This window comes from Pseudomonas sp. gcc21 (genome assembly GCF_012844345.1).
Taxonomy (GTDB): Bacteria; Pseudomonadota; Gammaproteobacteria; order Pseudomonadales; family Pseudomonadaceae; genus Halopseudomonas.
On the sequence record NZ_CP051625.1, the window covers coordinates 2509208 to 2529147 of the forward strand.

16 protein-coding genes, 1 riboswitch and 1 other annotated feature are annotated in these 19940 nt (G+C 58.3%); of the genes, 7 read left to right on the forward strand and 9 right to left on the reverse strand.

Annotated features, from left to right (window positions below; all coding sequences use genetic code 11):
- Complete coding sequence (btuB, locus tag HG264_RS11515; protein ID WP_169407794.1) at positions 1–1815, reverse strand: TonB-dependent vitamin B12 receptor; 1815 nt, start codon at positions 1813–1815, stop codon at positions 1–3.
- A gap of 116 nt (positions 1816–1931) precedes the next feature.
- Positions 1932–2164, reverse strand: a riboswitch (cobalamin riboswitch).
- 191 nt (positions 2165–2355) lie between these two features.
- On the opposite strand from btuB, the gene HG264_RS11520 reads away from it, so the two are divergent.
- A complete protein-coding gene (locus tag HG264_RS11520; protein WP_169407796.1) occupies positions 2356–3477 on the forward strand; it encodes a hypothetical protein in 1122 nt (373 codons plus the stop codon).
- 20 nt (positions 3478–3497) lie between these two features.
- Here HG264_RS11520 and HG264_RS11525 read toward each other — a convergent pair whose 3' ends face one another.
- From HG264_RS11525 to puuE, 3 genes are read right to left on the reverse strand one after another with little or no spacing between them, the layout of a single operon-like run.
- Complete coding sequence (locus tag HG264_RS11525; protein ID WP_169407798.1) at positions 3498–3998, reverse strand: ureidoglycolate lyase; 501 nt, start codon at positions 3996–3998, stop codon at positions 3498–3500.
- A 12-nt stretch (positions 3999–4010) separates the two neighbouring features.
- Positions 4011–4859: a bifunctional allantoicase/(S)-ureidoglycine aminohydrolase gene (locus HG264_RS11530; protein WP_169407800.1), complete on the reverse strand. Its 849-nt coding sequence runs from the start codon at positions 4857–4859 to the stop codon at positions 4011–4013.
- Between the two features lie 9 nt (positions 4860–4868).
- A complete protein-coding gene (gene puuE, locus HG264_RS11535) occupies positions 4869–5804 on the reverse strand; it encodes an allantoinase PuuE (RefSeq protein ID WP_169407801.1) in 936 nt (311 codons plus the stop codon).
- A 153-nt stretch (positions 5805–5957) separates the two neighbouring features.
- On the opposite strand from puuE, the gene HG264_RS11540 reads away from it, so the two are divergent.
- On the forward strand, positions 5958–6701 hold the full coding sequence (locus HG264_RS11540; protein WP_169407802.1) for an aspartate/glutamate racemase family protein: 744 nt from the start codon (positions 5958–5960) through the stop codon (positions 6699–6701).
- 76 nt (positions 6702–6777) lie between these two features.
- Entirely contained in the window at positions 6778–8133 is a 1356-nt protein-coding gene (locus tag HG264_RS11545; RefSeq protein ID WP_169407804.1) for an NCS1 family transporter, read from the forward strand.
- A gap of 80 nt (positions 8134–8213) precedes the next feature.
- Here HG264_RS11545 and HG264_RS11550 read toward each other — a convergent pair whose 3' ends face one another.
- Together HG264_RS11550 and HG264_RS11555 are read right to left on the reverse strand one after the other, a co-directional pair.
- Positions 8214–8981: a GntR family transcriptional regulator gene (locus HG264_RS11550; RefSeq protein ID WP_150300097.1), complete on the reverse strand. Its 768-nt coding sequence runs from the start codon at positions 8979–8981 to the stop codon at positions 8214–8216.
- 178 nt (positions 8982–9159) lie between these two features.
- Positions 9160–10182 carry a CNNM domain-containing protein gene (locus HG264_RS11555; RefSeq protein ID WP_169407806.1) on the reverse strand — a complete coding sequence of 341 codons (1023 nt, stop codon included), beginning with the start codon at positions 10180–10182 and terminating at the stop codon, positions 9160–9162.
- 844 nt (positions 10183–11026) lie between these two features.
- Here HG264_RS11555 and HG264_RS11560 point away from each other — a divergent pair.
- The 4 genes from HG264_RS11560 to HG264_RS11575 are packed head-to-tail and all read left to right on the forward strand — an operon-like array spanning position 11027 to position 17038.
- The gene (locus tag HG264_RS11560; protein ID WP_169407808.1) at positions 11027–14470 is read left to right on the forward strand and encodes a response regulator; all 3444 of its coding nucleotides are present in this window, start codon (positions 11027–11029) and stop codon (positions 14468–14470) included.
- The gene (locus HG264_RS11565; protein ID WP_169407809.1) at positions 14470–15300 is read left to right on the forward strand and encodes a protein-glutamate O-methyltransferase CheR; all 831 of its coding nucleotides are present in this window, start codon (positions 14470–14472) and stop codon (positions 15298–15300) included. The genes HG264_RS11560 and HG264_RS11565 overlap by 1 nt, the downstream gene beginning before the upstream one ends.
- Positions 15297–15869 (forward strand): chemotaxis protein CheB, encoded by a 573-nt coding sequence (locus HG264_RS11570; protein ID WP_169407810.1) that lies wholly within the window; start codon positions 15297–15299, stop codon positions 15867–15869. Before HG264_RS11565 ends, HG264_RS11570 begins: the two co-directional genes overlap by 4 nt.
- The gene (locus tag HG264_RS11575; protein ID WP_169407812.1) at positions 15866–17038 is read left to right on the forward strand and encodes a hybrid sensor histidine kinase/response regulator; all 1173 of its coding nucleotides are present in this window, start codon (positions 15866–15868) and stop codon (positions 17036–17038) included. The genes HG264_RS11570 and HG264_RS11575 overlap by 4 nt, the downstream gene beginning before the upstream one ends.
- Before the next feature lie 104 nt (positions 17039–17142).
- On the opposite strand, the gene HG264_RS11580 is transcribed toward HG264_RS11575, so the two are convergent.
- The 3 genes from HG264_RS11580 to HG264_RS11590 form a co-directional block, all read right to left on the reverse strand.
- The gene (locus tag HG264_RS11580; protein WP_169407814.1) at positions 17143–18054 is read right to left on the reverse strand and encodes a restriction endonuclease; all 912 of its coding nucleotides are present in this window, start codon (positions 18052–18054) and stop codon (positions 17143–17145) included.
- Between the two features lie 74 nt (positions 18055–18128).
- A complete protein-coding gene (locus HG264_RS11585; protein WP_256663664.1) occupies positions 18129–18536 on the reverse strand; it encodes a restriction endonuclease subunit S in 408 nt (135 codons plus the stop codon).
- A 31-nt stretch (positions 18537–18567) separates the two neighbouring features.
- Positions 18568–19790, reverse strand: a protein-coding gene (locus tag HG264_RS11590; RefSeq protein ID WP_169407816.1) for an IS3 family transposase whose coding sequence is annotated in 2 segments (ribosomal slippage) — positions 18568–19505 and positions 19505–19790 — 1224 coding nt in all. Because the reading frame shifts where the segments join, the coding sequence is not laid out codon by codon here.
- Positions 19396–19512: a sequence feature (AL1L pseudoknot), on the reverse strand. Its footprint overlaps the gene before it by 117 nt.
- Positions 19791–19940: the final 150 nt, after the last annotated feature.

Consider the following 19940-nt stretch of genomic DNA (forward strand, 5'->3'; position numbering starts at 1 on the left):
TTAGAGTGGTTGGTAGCGCACAGTCAAATAACCGGCCCGGCCTGGCTGCTGATAGCTGGCGGCGGTTTCGTATTGGGTGTCGAACAGATTGCTGACCCGCGCCTGCAGCCGCCAGGCGTGGCTGAACCAGTAGGTGGCACGTAGGTCGACGGTGTTATAGCCGTGCAGGTCGGTAGTGTTGGATGCGTTATCCCAGCGGCGGCCTTCGGCATGCAGGCTGGCGCCGACACCGATACGCCCAAAGCGGCGATCGATATCCAGATTGAACAGCTGCTCGGCGCGGCGTGCCAGCAGATCGCCCTGCCCAGGACGGGAGGACCGGTTCGCGGGATCCTGCAAAGTCAGGTTGGTGCGCCAGTCCCAGTTAAGCCACTGGCTGTCCATCTCGAACTCAATGCCCTTGATCACGGCTTTGTCGACGTTCTCCGCCAGATAGATGCCGCCACCCAGGTTCACGCTGGCGATCAGATCTTCCACTTCGTTGCGGAACAGATTGACCGACCACTGACCCCAGTCGTGTTGACCACGCAGGCCCGTCTCCAGGTTGCGGGAGGTCTCTTCGCTGATGTCCGGATTGCCGAAGCCGGGGTAGTACAGCTGGTTGAAAGTGGGCGCCTTGAACGCGGTACCGTAGCTGGCCACCCATCGCAGGTTGTCAGACAGGGTCAGGCCATAGCCGAGATTGCCGGTGGTGTGCTCGCCGTGCTGCTCGTTGTCATCGTAGCGCAGGCTCGCCTGCCATTCGTGCACACCGCGCTGGCCAAGATATTGGGCGTAATAGCCGTGGTTACTGCGCCGGGACTCGCTGTATTCGGTGGTGCTGCTGACCTCATCGGCCAGATAGTCATAGCCCACCGTAAGCAGATGACCGGGCGCCAGATCGATATCGTTCTGCCAGCCGAGTGTGTCGCGGCGGGTATCAAAGCGACTGAAAAAAGTGCTGCCGTTAAAGTTGTCGCTCTTGTCTTCGCTGCGTGCAGCCTGCAGCGACACGCGCCATGGCGTTAGCGGCGCAAAACGGGCATTGACGCCATGGGTGGTCAGTACCGCGTCGGAATTAGCCTTGAAGCCAGAGTCGTAGTCGTTGCTGGAATGGGACTCCAGCACATGGCCTTCGAGCTCCAGACCATTATCGAAACGGTAACCCGCGCGGACATTACCAGACAGCTCGCGATACCCGTCATGATCCGGCTCGCCATGACTCGGCCGCGCATTAATACCTCGGGTCGACAGACTGGTAACACCCAGACTGTACCAGCCATCACCCACTCCACCGGATACGCCAGCGCTACCGGCATGGTGATTCCGGCTGCCCGCAGTCAGCGACATCCAGGGCTTGGCTTCCCCACCCTTGCCCCGGCGAGTGAAGATCTGGATCACCCCGCCAATGGCTTCGGAGCCATACAGACTGGAGCGCGGGCCACGCACGATCTCGATGCGTTCGATCTGCTCTACGGGCAGATTCTGCAGCGCCGCATCGCCGCTGGTCACTGAACCAATACGCGCGCCATCGATCAGCACCAACACATGTCCCGAACCGCTACCGCGGATACCAATGCTGCCGGCTTTGCCCGGGCCGCCATTGTTGACGATGCTTACCGAAGGCGTACGGCGCAGCAGATCCGGCAGATCGGTGGGCTGAAGACGTTCGATATCGGCGCGATCAATGCGGGTAACCGCACCCAGACTGGCGCCAAGGGACTGGCCGGTCCGCGTGGCGGTAACGACCTGATGGTTCAGGGAAAGGGATTCTGCATGGGACAGGCAGGCAACGGCCGTCAGGGCCAGCGCCAGGGTTGTGCGTGCAAATTTCATCGGTGCTCCGTCACCGTACTCACCCGTACGGCATGGCTGGTTAAAAGCAGCCGCGACGGACAGGGGCAAACGGTTTCGACACAGATGAAATCGCTCCACCCGCAGTGCCCGCCGCACTACTGTGACATGCGACAGGCCGGTCTCCGGACTCATGAGTGGATTGACTCCGATGACCCGACCTTCCCATGCGAAGCACAGTGGTCTTGCTGGATCATCCGCCTGGCACACCGAAGTGGCCGGCACTCATTTACCGTTGCGGGGGCAGTGCCGGAATTGTCTGGAACAGACGCACCGGCTTCCCAGTTTCACCCGCCAATTACTGGCAGGAACCTGAAGCAGCCGGAAGGTTAGGAGTTTTGCGTGAGGAAGTAAAGGGCGAGCTGGATGGCAAATCAGTGCGCTTCAATGGGCATGACAGTACGGGACACCCGTCCCTGATAACAAAAACGAAGGATTCTCAACCGTAAGCAAGCGCCTTTAGTTGCACTTAGTAGACCAACGTACTAAGTTAGTAACCACCTTTACTAAACGATACTAAGTATGGCTACCACGACTATCAAGTGGCATTACGCTCGCACTGACTTGGCCGAACAGGTTCTGGACCGGTTCGATATTGGGGCCACCACTGCGCTGACTTTGTTTGCCCCTCGCCGAATGGGAAAAACAGAGTTCCTGCTGGAAGATCTCTTGCCCATGGCTGCAGAGCAGCAAGACTATTTGACCGTATACGTGAACTTCTGGGACCGAATGGCCGACCCTGTCGACAGCATGATCCTCGGTCTGCAAAAGGCCTCGAGACAGTTCAGATTCACAACCAAGGCCAAGCAAGTGCTCTCCAGGCTGCGCGGGGGCGGGATTGATACGCCAGTCGGGGGCTTACGTCTCGAGTTAGCAGAGGCCGATAGGCGTCAAAAGCTGGAAGCGGTTCAGGAAATGTTCGATGCATTGATGAATGACGGTCGCCGCGTCCTGTTGGCATTGGATGAGGTACAGCACTTGGCTACCAACTCGGCATTCGAGCCCCTGGTGTTCGCGCTCAGAGGGATGATCGATACCAACAGGCAGCAGGTCAGGGTGATCTACACCGGATCTAGTCGCAGCGGGCTGCAAAAGCTGTTCAAGAGGAGAAATGCGCCTTTATTCAGTAGCGCACAACAGATTGAACTGCCTGAATTCGGCCGTGGGTACCTTGAGCATATGGCGACGGCTTTCAATATGGCTACCGGACGCACGCTGGATATCAATGCGTGCCAGGCCGCGTTCAAGATGATCAAGAAGGTGCCTTTTGACTATCGCCAGGTACTGGACCAGCTCATTCTGGGAGGAGGTACTGATATTCGCGCCGCGACCAGCGCATACATCCAGGAAAACAGTCAGGACGAAACCTATTCCGACACCTGGACAGAGATGAAGCCCGTCGATCAGGCCGTCGTACGATGGGTGCTCTCTCGCAATCCGCAGGGAATCTATAGCCAGGACGCGCGAGCCTTCATCGCTGAACGGCTGGGCCTGGATAAGATCAACATTCATCCTATCCAGAACGCAGTCAACCGGCTCATGCGCAACACGGTAATTGCACCCGTAGGGCAAGGCCGTTATGAGGTGGAGGATCCTTATTTCGCGGACTGGGTGACGAGAACCCTGCCTAACCAGTCACGGTGAAGATCAAATAGTCAGCCCGTTTACGCCAGGCTCACCCGTACCTCAAGCGGGTGCTCGTCGCAGTTGTGCCCTGCGCCGCCACGATCCACGACCAGAAACTCGCCTTCAGTCTCGAGCACGGATTGGATCGCATGCCAGGTGCCGGCGTGATAGTTCACGCCCTGCCTGCCGTCGGTGACGAAGGCGCGCACCTGGGCTGGATCGATCACGTCGCCGCGCGGCGCGACGACCACCACAAAACGCTCCCCGCGCAACGGAATGAAAGCCTGACTGCCCAGCGGATGACGTTCGAGGAAGGTCAGTTCCAGCGGCATCTGTACGGGCTGACTGACGAAGATGCTGATCAGCGTGCGAGCGTCGTCGCCCAGCGTCTCAACCTTTGCCAGATCGTGGTAACGGCGGGTGCGCCCGCTGTTGATCATGAAGAACTCGGCGTGGCGGTGATCGATCACATCGCCAAAGGCCACGAAGGCCTCGGGCGTCAGGGGTTCAGCCGTCAGCTGTAATGGTTGTTCGCTCATCTGCTCGCTCGCTCAGCGGCCGTAGGTCGGCAGTTTCATATGGCGGTTGACGTCCTTGTACAGCAAATAGCGGAAGGGTCCTGGACCACCGGCATAGCAGGCCTGCGGGCAGAAGGCGCGCAGCCACATGTAGTCACCCGCTTCGACTTCGACCCAATCCTTGTTCAGCAGATAGACAGCCTTGCCTTCGAGCACATAAAGACCGTGCTCCATCACGTGAGTCTCAGCGAAGGGGATCACACCACCGGGCAGGAAGTTGACGATGTTCACATGCATATCGTGGCGCATGTCCTGCGTATCGACGAAGCGCGTGGTACTCCAGCAGCCGTTGGTGTCGGGCATCACAATCGGCTCGACCAGGTTCTCGTTGGTCACGAAAGCCTCCGGCACGTCGACGCCTTCCACCTTCTCGTAGGCCTTGCGAATCCAGTGGAAGCGCACCGCGGCGTCAGAGCGGTTGCGCACCGTCCAGTCACTGCCCGGCGGAATGAACGCATAGCCACCCGGCTGCATGACGTGCTGCTCGCCGTTCAGGGTCAGCGCCAGTTCGCCTTCGACGATAAACAGCACGGCTTCGGCCTGCGGGTCGGTTTCCGGCTTGTCGCTGCCGCCGCCTGGCTGCACTTCCATGATGTATTGCGAGAAGGTCTCGGCAAAACCGGTCAAAGGCCGCGACAACACCCACAGGCGAGTACCACTCCAGAAGGGTAGATGGCTGGTGACGATGTCACGCATCACGCCCTTGGGAATGACAGCATAGGCCTCGGTAAATACCGCGCGATCAGTCAGCAGCTGCGTTTGCGGCGGATGCCCACCCGTGGGAGCGAAATAGGTTCTGGGTTCGTTTGGACGCTGGGCCATGGTGATTCCTTATACGGCGGCTGGAGCAGGATGATGTTCGGCCCAGTGACGGGCAATGTCGATACGGCGTGTCACCCAGACCCGATCATGGGCCTCGATGTAATCCAGAAAACGCTGCAACGCCCGAAAGCGTGCGGGACGCCCGATCACGCGGCAATGCAGCCCGACCGAGAGCATTTTCGGTTGCTCGTCGCCTTCGGCGTAGAGCACGTCAAATGCATCCTTCAGGTAGGTGAAAAAGTGATCGCCGGTGTTGAATCCCTGCGGCGCGGCGAAGCGCATGTCATTGGTGTCCAGCGTGTAGGGCACGATCAGGTGATCATGCAGCTCGCCCTGACTGTCAGCCTCGCGGGTCCAGAACGGCAGATCGTCGCCGTAGTAGTCGCTGTCGTACAGGAAGCTGCCCTCATCCAGCACCAACCGGCGCGTATTGGGGCTGTCGCGACCGGTATACCAGCCCTGCGGCTTCTCGCCGTACAGACGCTGGAATATCTCGATGGCGCGTTGCATGTGCTCGCGTTCGACAGCTTCCGGCACGTCCTGGTAATGAATCCAGCGCCAGCCGTGACAGGCGATCTCGTGGCCCAGCTCCTTGAACGCCATCGCCACTTCGGGATGCCGCTCAAGAGCCATGGCCACGCCGAACACCGTCAGCGGCAGACCACGCTTCTCGAATTCGTTGAGAATCCGCCAGACGCCAGTGCGAGAACCGTATTCGTAGATCGACTCCATGCTCATGTGCCGCGCGGGAAAGGCCTCAGCACCCACGATTTCCGAGAGAAACTTCTCCGAATGACTGTCGCCATGCAGCACGCAGTTTTCTCCGCCCTCTTCGTAATTGAGCACGAACTGAACGGCGATACGGGCCTGTCCAGGCCAGTTGGCGTGGGGCGGATTTCTGCCGTAGCCGACGAGATTCCGTGGGTAAGAGGCACTGATACTCATGACTGTTGACCTTTTTACATGGTGAATACGTTGTGGCGTCTGGACACCCGCCACTTATCTGCTCCGATAAACAGATCGTATCTTTTTTGACCGGATTGATTGTATACAATTAAACTCAAACTTTGTGTACAAATCCAGCTACAGGCCACAGCCATGCACATCCGCGTCATCAACCCCAATACCACCCAAGCCATGACGGAGACCATCGGCGAAGCAGCCAGGGCTGTCGCCTCGCCCGGTACGCGCATCACGGCCTCCCAACCCGACAGCGGCCCGGTTTCGATCGAGAGCCATTTTGACGAAGCCGTCAGCGTCATGGGCGTTGTCGAAGAGATTCTCGCAGGCGAACGTGAAGGTACCGATGCCTACGTCATCGCCTGCTTCGGCGACCCGGGCATCTACGCGGCCAGGGAGCTGACGCGCGCGCCGGTAATCGGGATCGCAGAGGCGGCCTTTCATATGGCCAGCCTGATCAGCACGCGGTTTTCGATTGTCACGACCCTGCCCCGCACCATGATCATCGCCGAACATCTGCTGGAAAGTTACGGCTTCAGCCATAACTGCCGGCGTATTCGCGCGGCGGACATTCCCGTGCTTGATCTTGAAGACAACCCTGACCGCGCGCTGGAACTCATCATCGAGGAATGCCTGCGTGCCAAGCACGAGGACAACATCGGCGCCGTCGTGCTCGGCTGCGGCGGTATGGCCGACCTGACGCCCCAGATTACCGAGGCCGTCGGCCTGCCCGTGGTGGAAGGCGTGACCGCTGCCATCAAGCTGGCCGAAGCGCTGGTGGGGCTTGGACTCAACACCAGCAAGTACGGTGATCTCGCGTTCCCCCGGCCCAAGCCCTTCGTTGGACGCTTCGAGCGCTACTCCAACCTGAAGCTGGACTGAACCTTGCTTTAAAAAAATTCAAAACCCTAGCCAGGAGCAAAACAATGAAAAACAACATGGACAGCGAGTCAGCCTCATGAGCCTAGCGACCAGCACATCAGCCGAACCCGTCGGCGAGAGCGCAACCAAAGCCCCGGGCGAGGAATCACTGGCGCCCCAACAAACCCGCATCATGGGGCGGATTTCCTATCTGCTGGCCTGGTTTGGCGGCTGCGTCTCGATCGGCACTTTCACCATGGGCTCCAGCGTCGTCGGCAGCCTCAACCTTATTCAAGCAACATTGGCCATCGCCATCGGTTGCTTCGTCATCGGGGTCGCGCTGACCCTTAATGGTGCAGCCGGCTATAAATACGGCATTCCGTTCATGGTTCAGGCGCGCAGCGCGTTCGGCTTCGCCGGTACCCGTTTGCCGGGCCTGGTCCGCGCGGTGCCGGCGATCGTCTGGTACGGCTTTCAGAGCTGGATCGGTGCCGGCGCGCTGAATATGGTCTCTGCCACGCTGTTCGGCTTCGACAACCTGATCTTCTTCTTCATTGCCTTTCAGTTCCTGCAGATCGGACTGTCCGTCATGGGCTTTCAGGGGATCAAATGGCTGGAGAACATTGGCAGCGCGTTCATTCTCGCGTCGCTGGTGTACATGTTCTACAGCACGGTGCAGCGCTACGGGGATGAGCTGTCGGCCAATCTGCTGACCATGGAAGGCTCCTGGGGCCTGCCTTTCTGGGGCGCGACCATGCTGTTCCTGGGCATCTACAGCACCATGATTCTCAACGTCAGTGATTACTCTCGCGAGCACAAGCACGGCTCCAGTCCGTCGCTGCTGACCACGCTGTATTCGATGTCGATTCTGCCCTGCACGCTGTTCATGGGTCTGATTGGATACATGGTTTCGGAAGCAACCGGTGTGGCTGATCCTATTCAGGTTTTCGCCAACGCAGTGGACAACACGCCGTTGCTGATGACTACGCTGCTGTTCATCGCCTTCGCCCAGGTCACAACCAACGTACTGAACAACGTGGTACCACCGACCTACATCCTGATGGATGTGTTCAAGCTCAAGTTTCGCCCGGCAACCATCATCGTCGGCCTGCTGGCTTTCGCTACTTTCCCGTGGAAGCTGGTTACCGAAGAATCCGCGGCCGGCCTGCAACTCTTCGTGCAGACGTACTCGGCGTTCCTCGGGCCAATCTTTGCGATTCTGGTGGTTGATTACTATCTGATCCGCAAGCGCACGCTGAATCTGCAGCATCTCTACGATGCTCAGGGACCTTATAGCGGGTTGAATTACGCGGCACTGGTCGCGACGGCCGTGGGCGCGGTGGTGGCGCTGACGTTCTCGTCAGTCTCCTGGTATGCCAGCCTGATTCCGGCAGGACTGACCTACTTCCTGCTCATGAAACACTGGGCGCCTTGCCAGCGCTTCCGTCAGTAACAGCGATTGAAGGCGGCTGATCTTGGTAATTCCGAGGTCAGCCGCCCCTTCTCCGGCATGCTTACGCCAGCGTCCCTGCCTCAGAGCGTTTCGCTCTCTTCGCCCTGATATACGGCAAACACATCGTGCAGATCAGGCGTTTCATCCTCCACGCCATCGATGGATAACGACGCTTCGATCGCATGCAGATGGGACTGCATGAATGCAGCCGCACCGTCACTATTTCCCGCCTCGAGCAGATCAACCAATTGGTTGTGATCGTTGCAATCACATCCCAGATCATTTGGATGCCCGTATACAGCAAGAATCAGTGAAGAGCGCGAACACAGCTGCGCGACAAAACGTGCGAGGGTCTGATTGCCCGCCAGCTCAGCCAGACGCCCATGGAAAGCCGCCGACGCCTTGATTGCCGCGCTCTGCTCATGTCCCTTCAGCGCCTGTAATTCCTGCCGGGCCAGATCGCGCAGCTCTTTGATCTGCGCAGCCGTCACCCGACTGGCCAGGCGCGACATGAGCGCACTCTCGATCATCCGCCGTGCGTCAAAGACCTCACGCGCTTCTTTCGCCGATGGGCGCGCCACAGCTGCACCTTTACCCGGGGTCAGGGTGATCAACTGCTCCAGCGCCAGCCGTTGCAATACCTTGCGGATGCCTGTGCGGCTGATACTGAACACCTCGGCCAGGGCATCCTCACGCAGGCGCGCGCCGGGCTTGAGACGGTGCTCAATCACCGCGTTGCTGATGGCCTGGTAAATCGACTCGTGGCGTCCGGAGCCCTTTCGGGCAGGCTTTTTCGGGGCGACAGCATCAGTGTCATTAGCGGCGGGCGCCGATCGGCGTTCCTTCATGTAATGGTGTCTCTTTTATGCAGGGCAAAACAGTAAGGGCGGGCCACATTGTATACAAGCGAGGGGAATACAACGACGAAGATCTGCGCTCATGATCGAGCTAGCGGTGACACCTGACAGCGCTGGCCGGAACAGATCCGGCCGAGCGCCGCTCAAGTCAGGGCTCTGAGAGCCTCAGTTAATCGCGAGCTGCTTTGAGGCGGCTCTCCCACAAGCGTCTCGCAAACCGGCGCATATTGGGGATATCGTCTGTTTCGTCCAGAATCGCTTTACCTAGAATGGTTTCGATAATGTCTTCCATCGTGACCAACCCGCCCCAACTGCCGAACTCGTCGTAGATCAGACACATATGCTGCTGCTCATTCATCATCTGACTCATCAAGGCCTCTACACTCAATGTGTCTTGAGCAACCTTGACCGGCTTCATCAGCGTTTCGATAGGCGCATCGCTTTGCTGGGCTCCTACCAGGTCATACCGGAACACCACGCCCAGCGGCTGCTCGTTTTGGTCAATAACCGGGTAACGGGAAAACTGACTCACAGCCACCCTGTCGATGAAGTCGCTGATCGCAACCTCCGGCCCTACATGCTCGCAGACAACGCGGGGAGTCATGATGTCGCGCACCTTGATCGTATGAAGATCCAGGATATTGCCGATGACGCGCTGCTCGTCGTCATCCAGCTCGTTCAGCTCCCGGCCGAGCAGCGTAAGCGCCTTGATTTCCTGGCGAATGTCATGCGTCGGCGGCTGCCCGCCAAAACAACGGGTGACGAGGTCCGACAACCATATGAAGGGCTTCAGTATCCAGATCATACCGCCAAGCAGCGTCGGCAGAATCGGTGCCAGGCTCGGCCAATACCGAGCGCCGATGGTCTTGGGCACTATCTCCGAGAGCACCAGGATCAACAGCGTCATGACCGCCGACGCAACGCCCAGATAACCATCCCCGAACACCACCGTAACCTGCGCCCCGACGCCGGTGGCACCCACGGTGTGAGCGACGGTATTGAGCGTAAGGATTGCAGCAAGCGGCCGGTCCACATTCTCTTTCAGATGCTTCAACCGCTCGTACAGCTGTGGTTTGTCCGCTTTCTGGTTAGCAATGTAGCTGGGCGTCATCGATAACAACGCTGCTTCTAGAATCGAACAAAGGAAGGAAACTGAAATTGAAAGAATAGCGAACGCTATCAGGAGAGTCATACAAGACCATCGTGGCTTAGAAGCCGCCGATTGTAGCCAGTTTCAGATGAGTTACGGTGAGCAAAATTCGCGCCCATCATCACATTTTTGTTTCGGTTTGTGTTCGTGCTGCTTATCTCGGCAACGCCCTCCTGAGCATCAAGCCTAGCATAGGCACAGCGCATGGAGACGGTAAGGCCGCAGCCCCGCCGACAGCCCCCTGGCCTGCACCGAAGCCGGGCTTGGTACAGGCTCCGCCATCTATCTGGTCATCAGCGCGCTTATTGCGCTTTTTGTTGGTGGTTATGTTGCCGGCGCGCTGGCCATGATCCAGGACCGCCGTGACCGCGCGTTGCACGGCCTAACTACCTGGACTGTGGTAACCATTCTTATGTTCATGTTGCTGACGACCGCTATTGGTCGCGTCATTGGCGGCACTGCCAGCATGGTAGCGTCGGGCTTACAGCACGCGAGCACGTACACACTTGATAGACAGCTAGGCTCTGGCGCGCCTGTGGTCTGGGCGCGCCTTTGCCAAGCCACGCCCTACACAGCGGATCAATCGACTTTCCCCTTTCCGTCGCTATCCTTGACAGGTCACTCGGCGATAGCGCGATAGCTGGCCTTCTGTGGATGGCTCTGGATTACCGTCTGCCACCGCTTTCGCCGCTATCTCCCTTCAATGTTACACTCCGCCGGTCCGGTCGGTAACAAGTGGCCACGCCAACCCATGCTGGGTCGTTCAATCCGGGCGTTCCAGCCAAACTTTAATCGACAGCGCAATATGTGACTCCGTGCGGGCAGTCATCAATCCACTGCCTGAACCGTCCGAAACATCGCGCTGATTTGAATTTGCGTACATCAAATGCATAGAAAAAGTGCGGGTGCGAGTACCAAGGGCACACTTGGCCTCGACCTGAAAGTTGCTGCGGGCCTGGCGGCCGCCTTCGTATTCTTCGTTTTGAGCACAGCGGTTGCGATCTACACCACGCAGCTTCTCAAATCGAGCAACGAGAAAGTGTTGCAGACGCATAAGGTCATTGTCGCCATCGATCGTCTGCTGGTGGAGGTGCAGGATGCCGAAACCGGTCAGCGGGGGTTTCTGCTCACGGGCGAGGAGCGCTACCTCGAACCCTACAACCGAGCGGTTTCCCAGGTAAGAAACCGGATGCAGGTGGTCGAGGATCTGCTCGCGAACAACGAGGCGCAACGCTGGCGTTTTGAGGAGCTTCAGGGGTACGTCACCACTCGGTTCCAGGAACTGGAAATCATATTGGGCATCTATGCGCGCGAAGGACGGGAAGCAGCGATTGCCGGTGCGAACCTTGAGCGTGGCAAGGCCGAAATGGATGCCATTCGGCAGGTGATTTCGGAGCTGCGCGAAGAAGAAGGCGTGTTGCGGACTCAGCGGATGGAAGCCATGAACAAGGCCTATACGGTCGCGTTCATCACCAGCGCGTTGTCCGGCGCGCTCGGAATAATCCTGACGCTGATCATCGCCGCCCTGATCCGCAAAGCGACTTTGGAGCGTCGACGTGAACAGTGGCTGCAAGGCGCGCAGGTGGGTCTGGCGTCGGTGGTCATGGGCGAGCAGTCAACCGAGGAGCTGGGACAAAACATACTCCGTTTCCTTAGCAATCATCTCGGTGCCGTGGCAGGCGCCATCTATTCGCAGGACAACGGCCGGTACTCGCTGCTGGCGCGATATGGCGTCCCTGAAAACGGCGATCTTCCAGCTCATTTCAAGGGCAATGACAGCCTTTTTGCCCATGTACTGGAAGACCAGCGCCCGATTACCGTCGGCGAGCTACCAGAGGGTTATATCAGCTTCGGCTCCAGTCTCGGCCAGCAGACGCCGCGCTTCCTTGCGCTGGGACCTGCAACGACGGACGGCGAAGTCAAAGCGCTCTTCGAACTCGGGTTTCTCAATCCCGTCGGCGATAACGTGCTCGCCATGCTTGAACACTCGTCGGGGACCATCGCCGCGGCGATCAAGTCAGCCGAGTTTCGCGCCCGGCTCGAGGCGCTGCTTGCCGAAACGCAGCGTCAAGCCGAGGAAATGCAGGTTCAAAGTGAAGAGTTGCGGGTCTCCAACGAGGAGCTGGAAGAGCAAGGCCGAGCACTGAAGGAATCCCAGGCGCGGTTGGAGCAACAGCAGGTCGAGCTGGAACAGACCAACACACAACTCGAAGAACAGGCGCAGGAGCTGGAAGGCCAGCGCGATGAGCTGGAAAAAGCCAACGTGGCGATTCAGCTGAAGGCCCAGGAGGTCGAGCAGGCAAGCCGCTACAAGTCGGATTTCCTGGCCAATATGTCCCACGAACTGCGTACGCCGCTCAACTCGTCGCTGATTCTTGCCAAGTTGCTTGCCGACAATTCGGAAGACAATCTCACGCCCGAGCAGGTGAAATACGCCCAGACCATTCAATCCTCGGGCAACGACCTGCTGAACCTCATCAACGACATTCTGGATCTGTCGAAAATCGAGGCGGGTCATGTGGAGATTCAGCCCGAAACGGTATCGACCGAACGGATGGTCAATTCCCTGCGCCATCTTTTCGATCCGCTAGCCAACGACAAGGGCCTCGCCTTTTCACTGGAGGTCGCAGCGGATGCCCCGCCCTCCATCGAAACCGACCCGCAGCGACTGGAACAGGTGCTGAAGAACCTGATTGCCAATGCCATCAAGTTCACCGACAAAGGCAGCGTAACGCTGACTTTGCGCTCGCTGAGCGACGACCAGATCGCCATTTCGGTAATCGACACCGGCATCGGTATCGCACAGGATCAGCAAGCGCACATCTTCCAGGCCTTTCATCAGGCTGACAGCACCATCAGCCGCAGGTTTGGCGGGACCGGCCTGGGCCTTTCGATCTCCCGCGAAGTAGTCAGGTTGCTGGGCGGTACCCTTCAGCTGAAAAGCCACCCTGGGTCGGGTAGCACCTTCACGGTGGTCATACCGCAGCGGTACCATGGCGCTATCGTCAGCACGCCGGCGCCCGAAGTTCAGGCGTTACCGCTGGTACCGGGTTTCGCCACTCCGCCTGCGGCACTGCAGCCGAGAACCCAGCTGCAGAGCACAGGCGTGGTCGACGACGATCGCCTGAAGGGTGACGACACGGCTCGCAGGCTTTTAATCATCGAGGACGACAGATCCTTTGCACTGATCCTGCGTGATCTCGCGCGCGAGTCCAACTTCCTGGCGCTGGTTGCAGAAACAGCACATGAAGCGCTGGAGCTTGCTCGCCAGTTCCTGCCAAGCGCCATCGTGCTGGACGTGGGCTTGCCCGATCAGTCTGGTCTGTCGGTCCTTGATCGCCTCAAGCGCGATACACGCACTCGCCATATCCCTGTGCATATCATCTCTGCCGATGACTATTCAGCGCGCGCTCTGTCGTTGGGCGCCATCGGCTATGCACTCAAGCCGGTACAACGCGAACAACTGATCGGGGTGCTGCAAGCGCTCGAAGCGAAAATCTCGCAGAACCTGCGGCGCGTGCTGATCGTCGAAGATAATCAGGTCCAGCGTGAGGCAGTAAGCGAGCTGATCAGCTCGCACGACGTCGAAACGGTCGGCGCTGGCACCGCGGCCGAGTGCCTGGCCTTGCTCAGGGAGCAGACATTCGACTGCATGGTGCTCGACCTGTCGCTGCCGGACGCCTCCGGCTTCGACCTCCTGGAAACCATAAGCCAGGACGCCGCACACGCCTTCCCGCCGGTTATCGTTTACACCGGGCGCGTACTGACTCGCGAAGAAGAACAGACGCTGCGCAGCTATTCCAAATCGATCATCATCAAGGGTGCGAAATCGCCGGAGCGGCTTCTGGACGAGGTATCGCTATTCCTGCATCAAGTGGTCTCGGAACTGCCGGACGAGCAACAGAAAATGATCCGCAAGGCTCGCAATCGTGATGCGCTGCTGGAAGGCAAGCGCATCCTGATCGTGGAAGATGACGTGCGCAATATCTACGCGCTGACCAATATCCTCGAGCCCCGCGGCGCATTGATCGAGATTGCGCGCAACGGCGCAGAGGCGCTGCAGAAACTGGATCAGTCACTCGACCAGCCGGAGCGCCACATCGATCTCGTTCTGATGGACGTCATGATGCCTGTCATGGACGGTCTGACGGCCACCCGCCATATCCGCAAAAATCCGCACTGGAAGAAGTTGCCCGTTATCGCACTGACAGCCAAGGCCATGCCGGACGATCAACAGCGATGCATCGAAGCCGGCGCCAACGATTACATGGCCAAGCCGCTTGACGTAGAGAAGCTGCTCTCGCTGGTCCGGGTGTGGATGCCGCAATAATGGAGACGTTCGAAAAGATCGAAGACATCGAGATCCGCCTGCTGCTCGAAGCCCTGTACCACCGGTACCATTACGATTTTCGCGACTACGCCATGTCGTCGATCAAACGGCGCTTGAGGCAAGCGAAAGAGAATATGGGTCTTGCGACCATTTCAGCCATGCAGGAGCGCGTGCTGCATGATCCCGACATGTTGCCGCAGATGCTTCGCTACCTTACGGTCCAGGTCAGTGAAATGTACCGTGATCCGAGCTATTTTCTGGCCATTCGGCAACAGGTCATCCCGCATCTGCGGACCTACCCTTCGCTCAAGGTCTGGGTGGCAGGCTGCAGTACCGGCGAGGAGCTCTACTCGCTTGTTATCCTCTTCCGCGAAGAAGGCCTGGAAGAGCGCACGCTTTTCTACGCCACGGATATCAACCCGGACGCATTGCATCAGGCCGAAGCCGGTATCTACGATGCGGAACGCGTTCGACAGTTTTCGGAAAACTATCGCCAGGCCGGTGGCAAGACGTCCCTGTCCGATTATTATCACAGCCATTACAACCGTTGCATTCTGGACAAGAGCCTGCGTCGAAACGTGGTTTTTTCCGACCACAGTCTGGTTACAGACCAGGTTTTCGGTGAGATGCACCTGATATCGTGCCGCAATGTGATGATCTACTTCGACCGTGACCTGCAGGATCGCGTGGTGGGTCTGTTCAAGGATTCGCTGCCGCGACAGGGTTTTCTCGGGCTCGGCGCCAAGGAGAGTCTGAGGTTCTCGACGCACGCCAATGCCTTCCGTGATTTCGTGCGCACAGAGAAAATTTATCAAAGGACGGATTCATGACCGGAGCATCGAAGGGAGCCGTGATCATCGGCGCATCAGCAGGCGCACTTGAGGCGCTGTCAGTCCTCCTGCCGCCGCTTCCCGCCGCATTCCCACTGCCGATTTTTGTGGTCGTGCATGTCCCTTCGGACAAACCCAGCGTGCTCGCTGACATCTTCGACGCCAAATGCAATCTGCGGGCGATCGAAGCGGAAGACAAGGAACCCGTCATGCCCGGCGTCATCTACTTCGCCCCGCCGAACTACCACATGCTGCTGGAAGACAGGCAGAGCATAGCCCTATCGAACGAGGAAGAAGTGCTGTTCTCGCGCCCCTCAATCGATGTAGCGCTGGAAAGCGCAGCCGATGTCTGGGGTGATCAGTTGATCGGCATCATCCTGACGGGCGCCAATCAGGACGGCGCCCGAGGGTTGCAGGCCATATCCGCAGCAGGCGGCACGGCAATCGTGCAAAGCCCGGAGAGGGCCTACGCCAGGGCCATGCCCGAAGCCGCCATAGCGGCATGTCCGCAAGCGCAGGTTATGTCGCTTCCCGATATTGCCGCCTACCTGTCGAGGATCTCCGAATGAGCACACCAGTCAAATTTCTCCTGGTCGATGACCTGTCCGAGAATCTTCTTTCTCTGGAGGCACTTTTACGACGCGAAGGTCTCATGCTTCTGAAGGCGCAATCCGGCGACGAAGCACTGGAGTTGCTGCTCGATCACGATGTGGCGTTGGCATTGATCGATGTTCAGATGCCTGGGCTCAACGGTTTCGAATTGGCCGAGCTGATGCGCGGCAACGAGCGCACACGACGGATCCCTATCATCTTCGTCACGGCAGGAACCCATAGCGCTGAACGCCGGTTTCAGGGCTACGAAGCCGGTGCCGTCGACTTCATTCAGAAACCGATCGAGCCGGACATTCTGCGCAGCAAGACCGACGTCTTTTTCGAACTCTTCCTTCAGCGTCAGCTGCTCGCCGAGCAACGCGACCTGTTGCAAGCACAGGCAGAGGCTCTGCAACGGTCCGACAAGCGTAAGGATGAGTTTCTTGCCGTGCTGGCACATGAGCTCCGCAACCCACTGACCGCACTCAAGAGCGGGCTGGAACTGCTCGTGCGCAAACCAGCTGAACCGCAGGCAGGAAAGATCAGAAGCCTGATGGAAACCCAGATGTCGCATATCGTCCGACTGGTCGACGACCTTCTGGACGTGTCGCGCGTCACGCAGGGCAAAATCGAGCTTCGCTTAGCGGTGTGTGACTTGCGAGAGGCTGTATGGTCGGCAGTCGAGATGGCTAAAGCGGCGATCGAGGCGCAGAACCATACTCTTAGCGTGAATCTGCCCGACCACCCGGTCGAGCTCTTGGCCGATCAGGTGCGCATCACCCAGTGCATCGCCAATCTTCTCAACAATTCAACCAAATACACTCCCAGCGGCGGACACATCGACATCACGCTCGACAGCACGCCGACCGCGTCCAGCTTGACTGTTACCGACAACGGATTAGGCCTGACGCTGGAAGCTTCCACAGCGATATTCCACATGTTCGAGCAGGTCGAAGACCATCTTCAGCATGCCCATGGCGGGCTGGGGATCGGCCTTGCGCTAGTCAAACAGCTGGTTGAGCTGCACGGCGGGACCATAAGTGTTTCGAGTGAAGGTCCGAACAAGGGCAGTTCCTTTACGCTTGAACTACCCAAGGTCGTTACGCCAAGTACCGAGCCTATCAAGCCGAGCGCTGCGCATAACTGAGGGACGCGAGGAGGTTAAATCCCGACCCTCCTCGTTGTGGGCCATCCTGGCCCTCATGCCGAATGCCGCCACACCGGCAGGCAGGTGAAATCGAAAAAGAAATTCTAATCTTCGTCGAAGTAATCGCTATCCAGCAGCTTGACCTCGTAAACATGCTTGACGCTACAGCCTAGGTTGTTTTCTACCATCAAAGCGGCCAGCTCAACACCATCAATCAGCACCACTTTCATATCCAGACTCAGCGCTGCTTCACGGGCACCGACGGAAAAGTCCGAAGTAGTTATGAAGACGCCCTTACGAGCTCTTCGACGGGTTAGCGCACCGATGAATTTATCAATTTCCGGGCGATGTACCGTGTTTGCCCAGCGCTTGGCCTGCAGGTAAATAACGTCAAGCCCCAGTTTGTCCTCTTTGATGATGCCGTCGATGCCATCATCACTGGTGGCTTGAGTCGCCTGACCGGCCTCCTTACGCGAGCCGCCGTAGCCCATGGCGATCATCAGATCTACGACCACCCGCTCGAAAAAGGTAGGCGTGGCGGCACGCACCTGCTCAAGCAATTCATCAGCGAGCGACTTCATTAGGGTTTGATGCGCGCTGGATAGCTGTTCATCGGGGGTGGCCTGCTCGACCGGTTCACTCTGTTCTGCCGCGATTGGGCTATCGGCCGGACGCGCGGTATGGAAGCTGGCGAACTCCGGGTAACGCTTGAGCCAGCCGACGGTAATGCGCTCGGGTCCTGTGCTGAGCACCTCAAGTCCCCGCTCGGTAATCTGCATCATCCCCTTGGCCGGTATGTGCAACAGGCCAGCCTTGTTCAGGTAGGTGCGTGCCCAGCCAATGCGGTTATTGATGACCGTTTGCTTGCCGGACGCCACGCGTTCATGCAGCTCGGCCTCAGTGGCCTGCGAGCTGTTGGCGACTTGCTCACGCAGACTACTCAGCGCCAAAGGCGCACCGTCGGCCACTGCGGCCAACACCGGTCGCATCAGGCTTTGAAAATCCGGAATCGCCATAGGATTGCTCCTTGATAAAGATTGGCGCTGGACCGCCGTTGCAGACGCAGCACCCTCAAAGTTGTCTGCGCTATTCAGGCTGAAACCTTACGCCCACGCTTTCCCTGGGGCGCTGCCGCCCGCTCCGCCTTGATCCTCTCCAGCAACGCCTCCGCACTGTTTTCCCCGCTGATCAGCTCTGGATTGGCTTTACGCCATTGCTCGGTGAGTTCGCCCCGGAAAGCTTTGGCCAGGATGGACTGGGTGAGGTTGTTGACGCGCGCCAGGGCGCTGTTGACCTGGTGCTCGATGCGGTCGGCGTGGGCGAAGAGTTGGTCTACTCGGCGGACGATTTCGGTTTGTTCGCTTAGCGTTGGCAACGGTGTGACGAGACGTTTTACGTCAGCGAGGTTAATCCCTCGTTGGGCAACACCCTTTGTTTTTTCCGCCAACGCTCTGTAACCACCCGGAGATTGGAGGAGCAAAGCGACATATTGAATCACACCGGGTTTCGTGGAGGCCATTTGATTTAAGTCAGGCCGCCATAGCCTGACCGTTGTGTTGCTGGTAGAAGTTTGCCTCAGCTTCTGCCGGCGGTATATATCCGATCGAACCCAGTAGGCGCTGGTGGTTGAACCAGTGAACCCATTTCAAGGTAGCGATTTCCACTGCTTCTCGGCTGCGCCAGGACTGACGATAAATCAGCTCAGCCTTATACAAGCCGTTGATGGTTTCAGCCAAGGCGTTGTCATAGCTGTCTCCTTTGCTGCCAACAGAGGGCTCTATTCCAGCTTCAGCGAGACGCTCCGTATAACGGATGGAGACGTACTGGCTACCCCTGTCGCTATGGTGAACCAGACCGTCCATTTGGCCTGGCTGTCGGGCGCAGAGGGCCTGTTCCAGCGCATCCAGGACGAAGTCTGTTTTCATGCTGCTGCTCACACGCCAGCCAACGATTCGTCGAGCGAAGACATCGATAACGAAGGCTACATAGAGCCAGCCCTGCCACGTAGAAACGTAGGTAAAGTCTGAGACCCACAGTTGATTTGGTCGACCAGCATGGAAGTGACGCTGGACCTTGTCGAGCGGGCAAACCGCTTTCTCATCAGGCATCGTGGTACGGATCACATGACCGCGCCGAACGCCCTGTAGACCAAGCCGGCGCATCAACCGTTGCACAGTACATCGGGCGACGTGAACGCCTTCTCGCTTGAGTTGCTTCCACACCTTCACGACGCCGTAGCACTGCATGTTGTCATCCCAGACACGCTGGACTTCATCGCTCAACAGCTCGTCCTGCTTAGCACGTGCGCTTCGTAGCTCGGGTTGGCGCGCTCTGGCTGCATACTGGTAGTAACCAGACGGAGCGATCTGCACCACGCGGCAGATCGACTCGACCCCGTAACGGTCACGGTACTCGTCAACGAAGGCGTTCAGGGTTTGTTGCGGCGGTCGAGCTCCGCCTGGGCAAAATAAGCACTGGCCAGGCGGAGGATCTCGTTCGCTTTACGCAGCTCACGATTCTCGCGCTCCAAAGCCTTGATACGGTCCCGTTCCTCAGTCGTCTGACCGGGTCGCTGGCCGTTGTCGGTCTGGTGTTTGCGCACCCAGCCATGCAGCGTCTGCGGGACACAACCAATCTTGGGTGCAATGGATTCGATGGCTGCCCACTCGGAGGGGTAGTCCTTCAAGTTCTCCAGAACCATGCGCACAGCACGTTCACGGACTTCAGGGGAGTAGCTGTTGGATTTTGTCATGCCTCATTCTCTCAAGAGTTGAGGCCTCCACGAAACCCGGTGTGATTCAGTTGGTAGAGCCTGGCGACATGAGGGCTTGGTGCAAGGGTGCTGGACGGGAGATAGCCTTCCTCACCTAGCACATGGCTTTCCTATTGCTAATGCGCCATA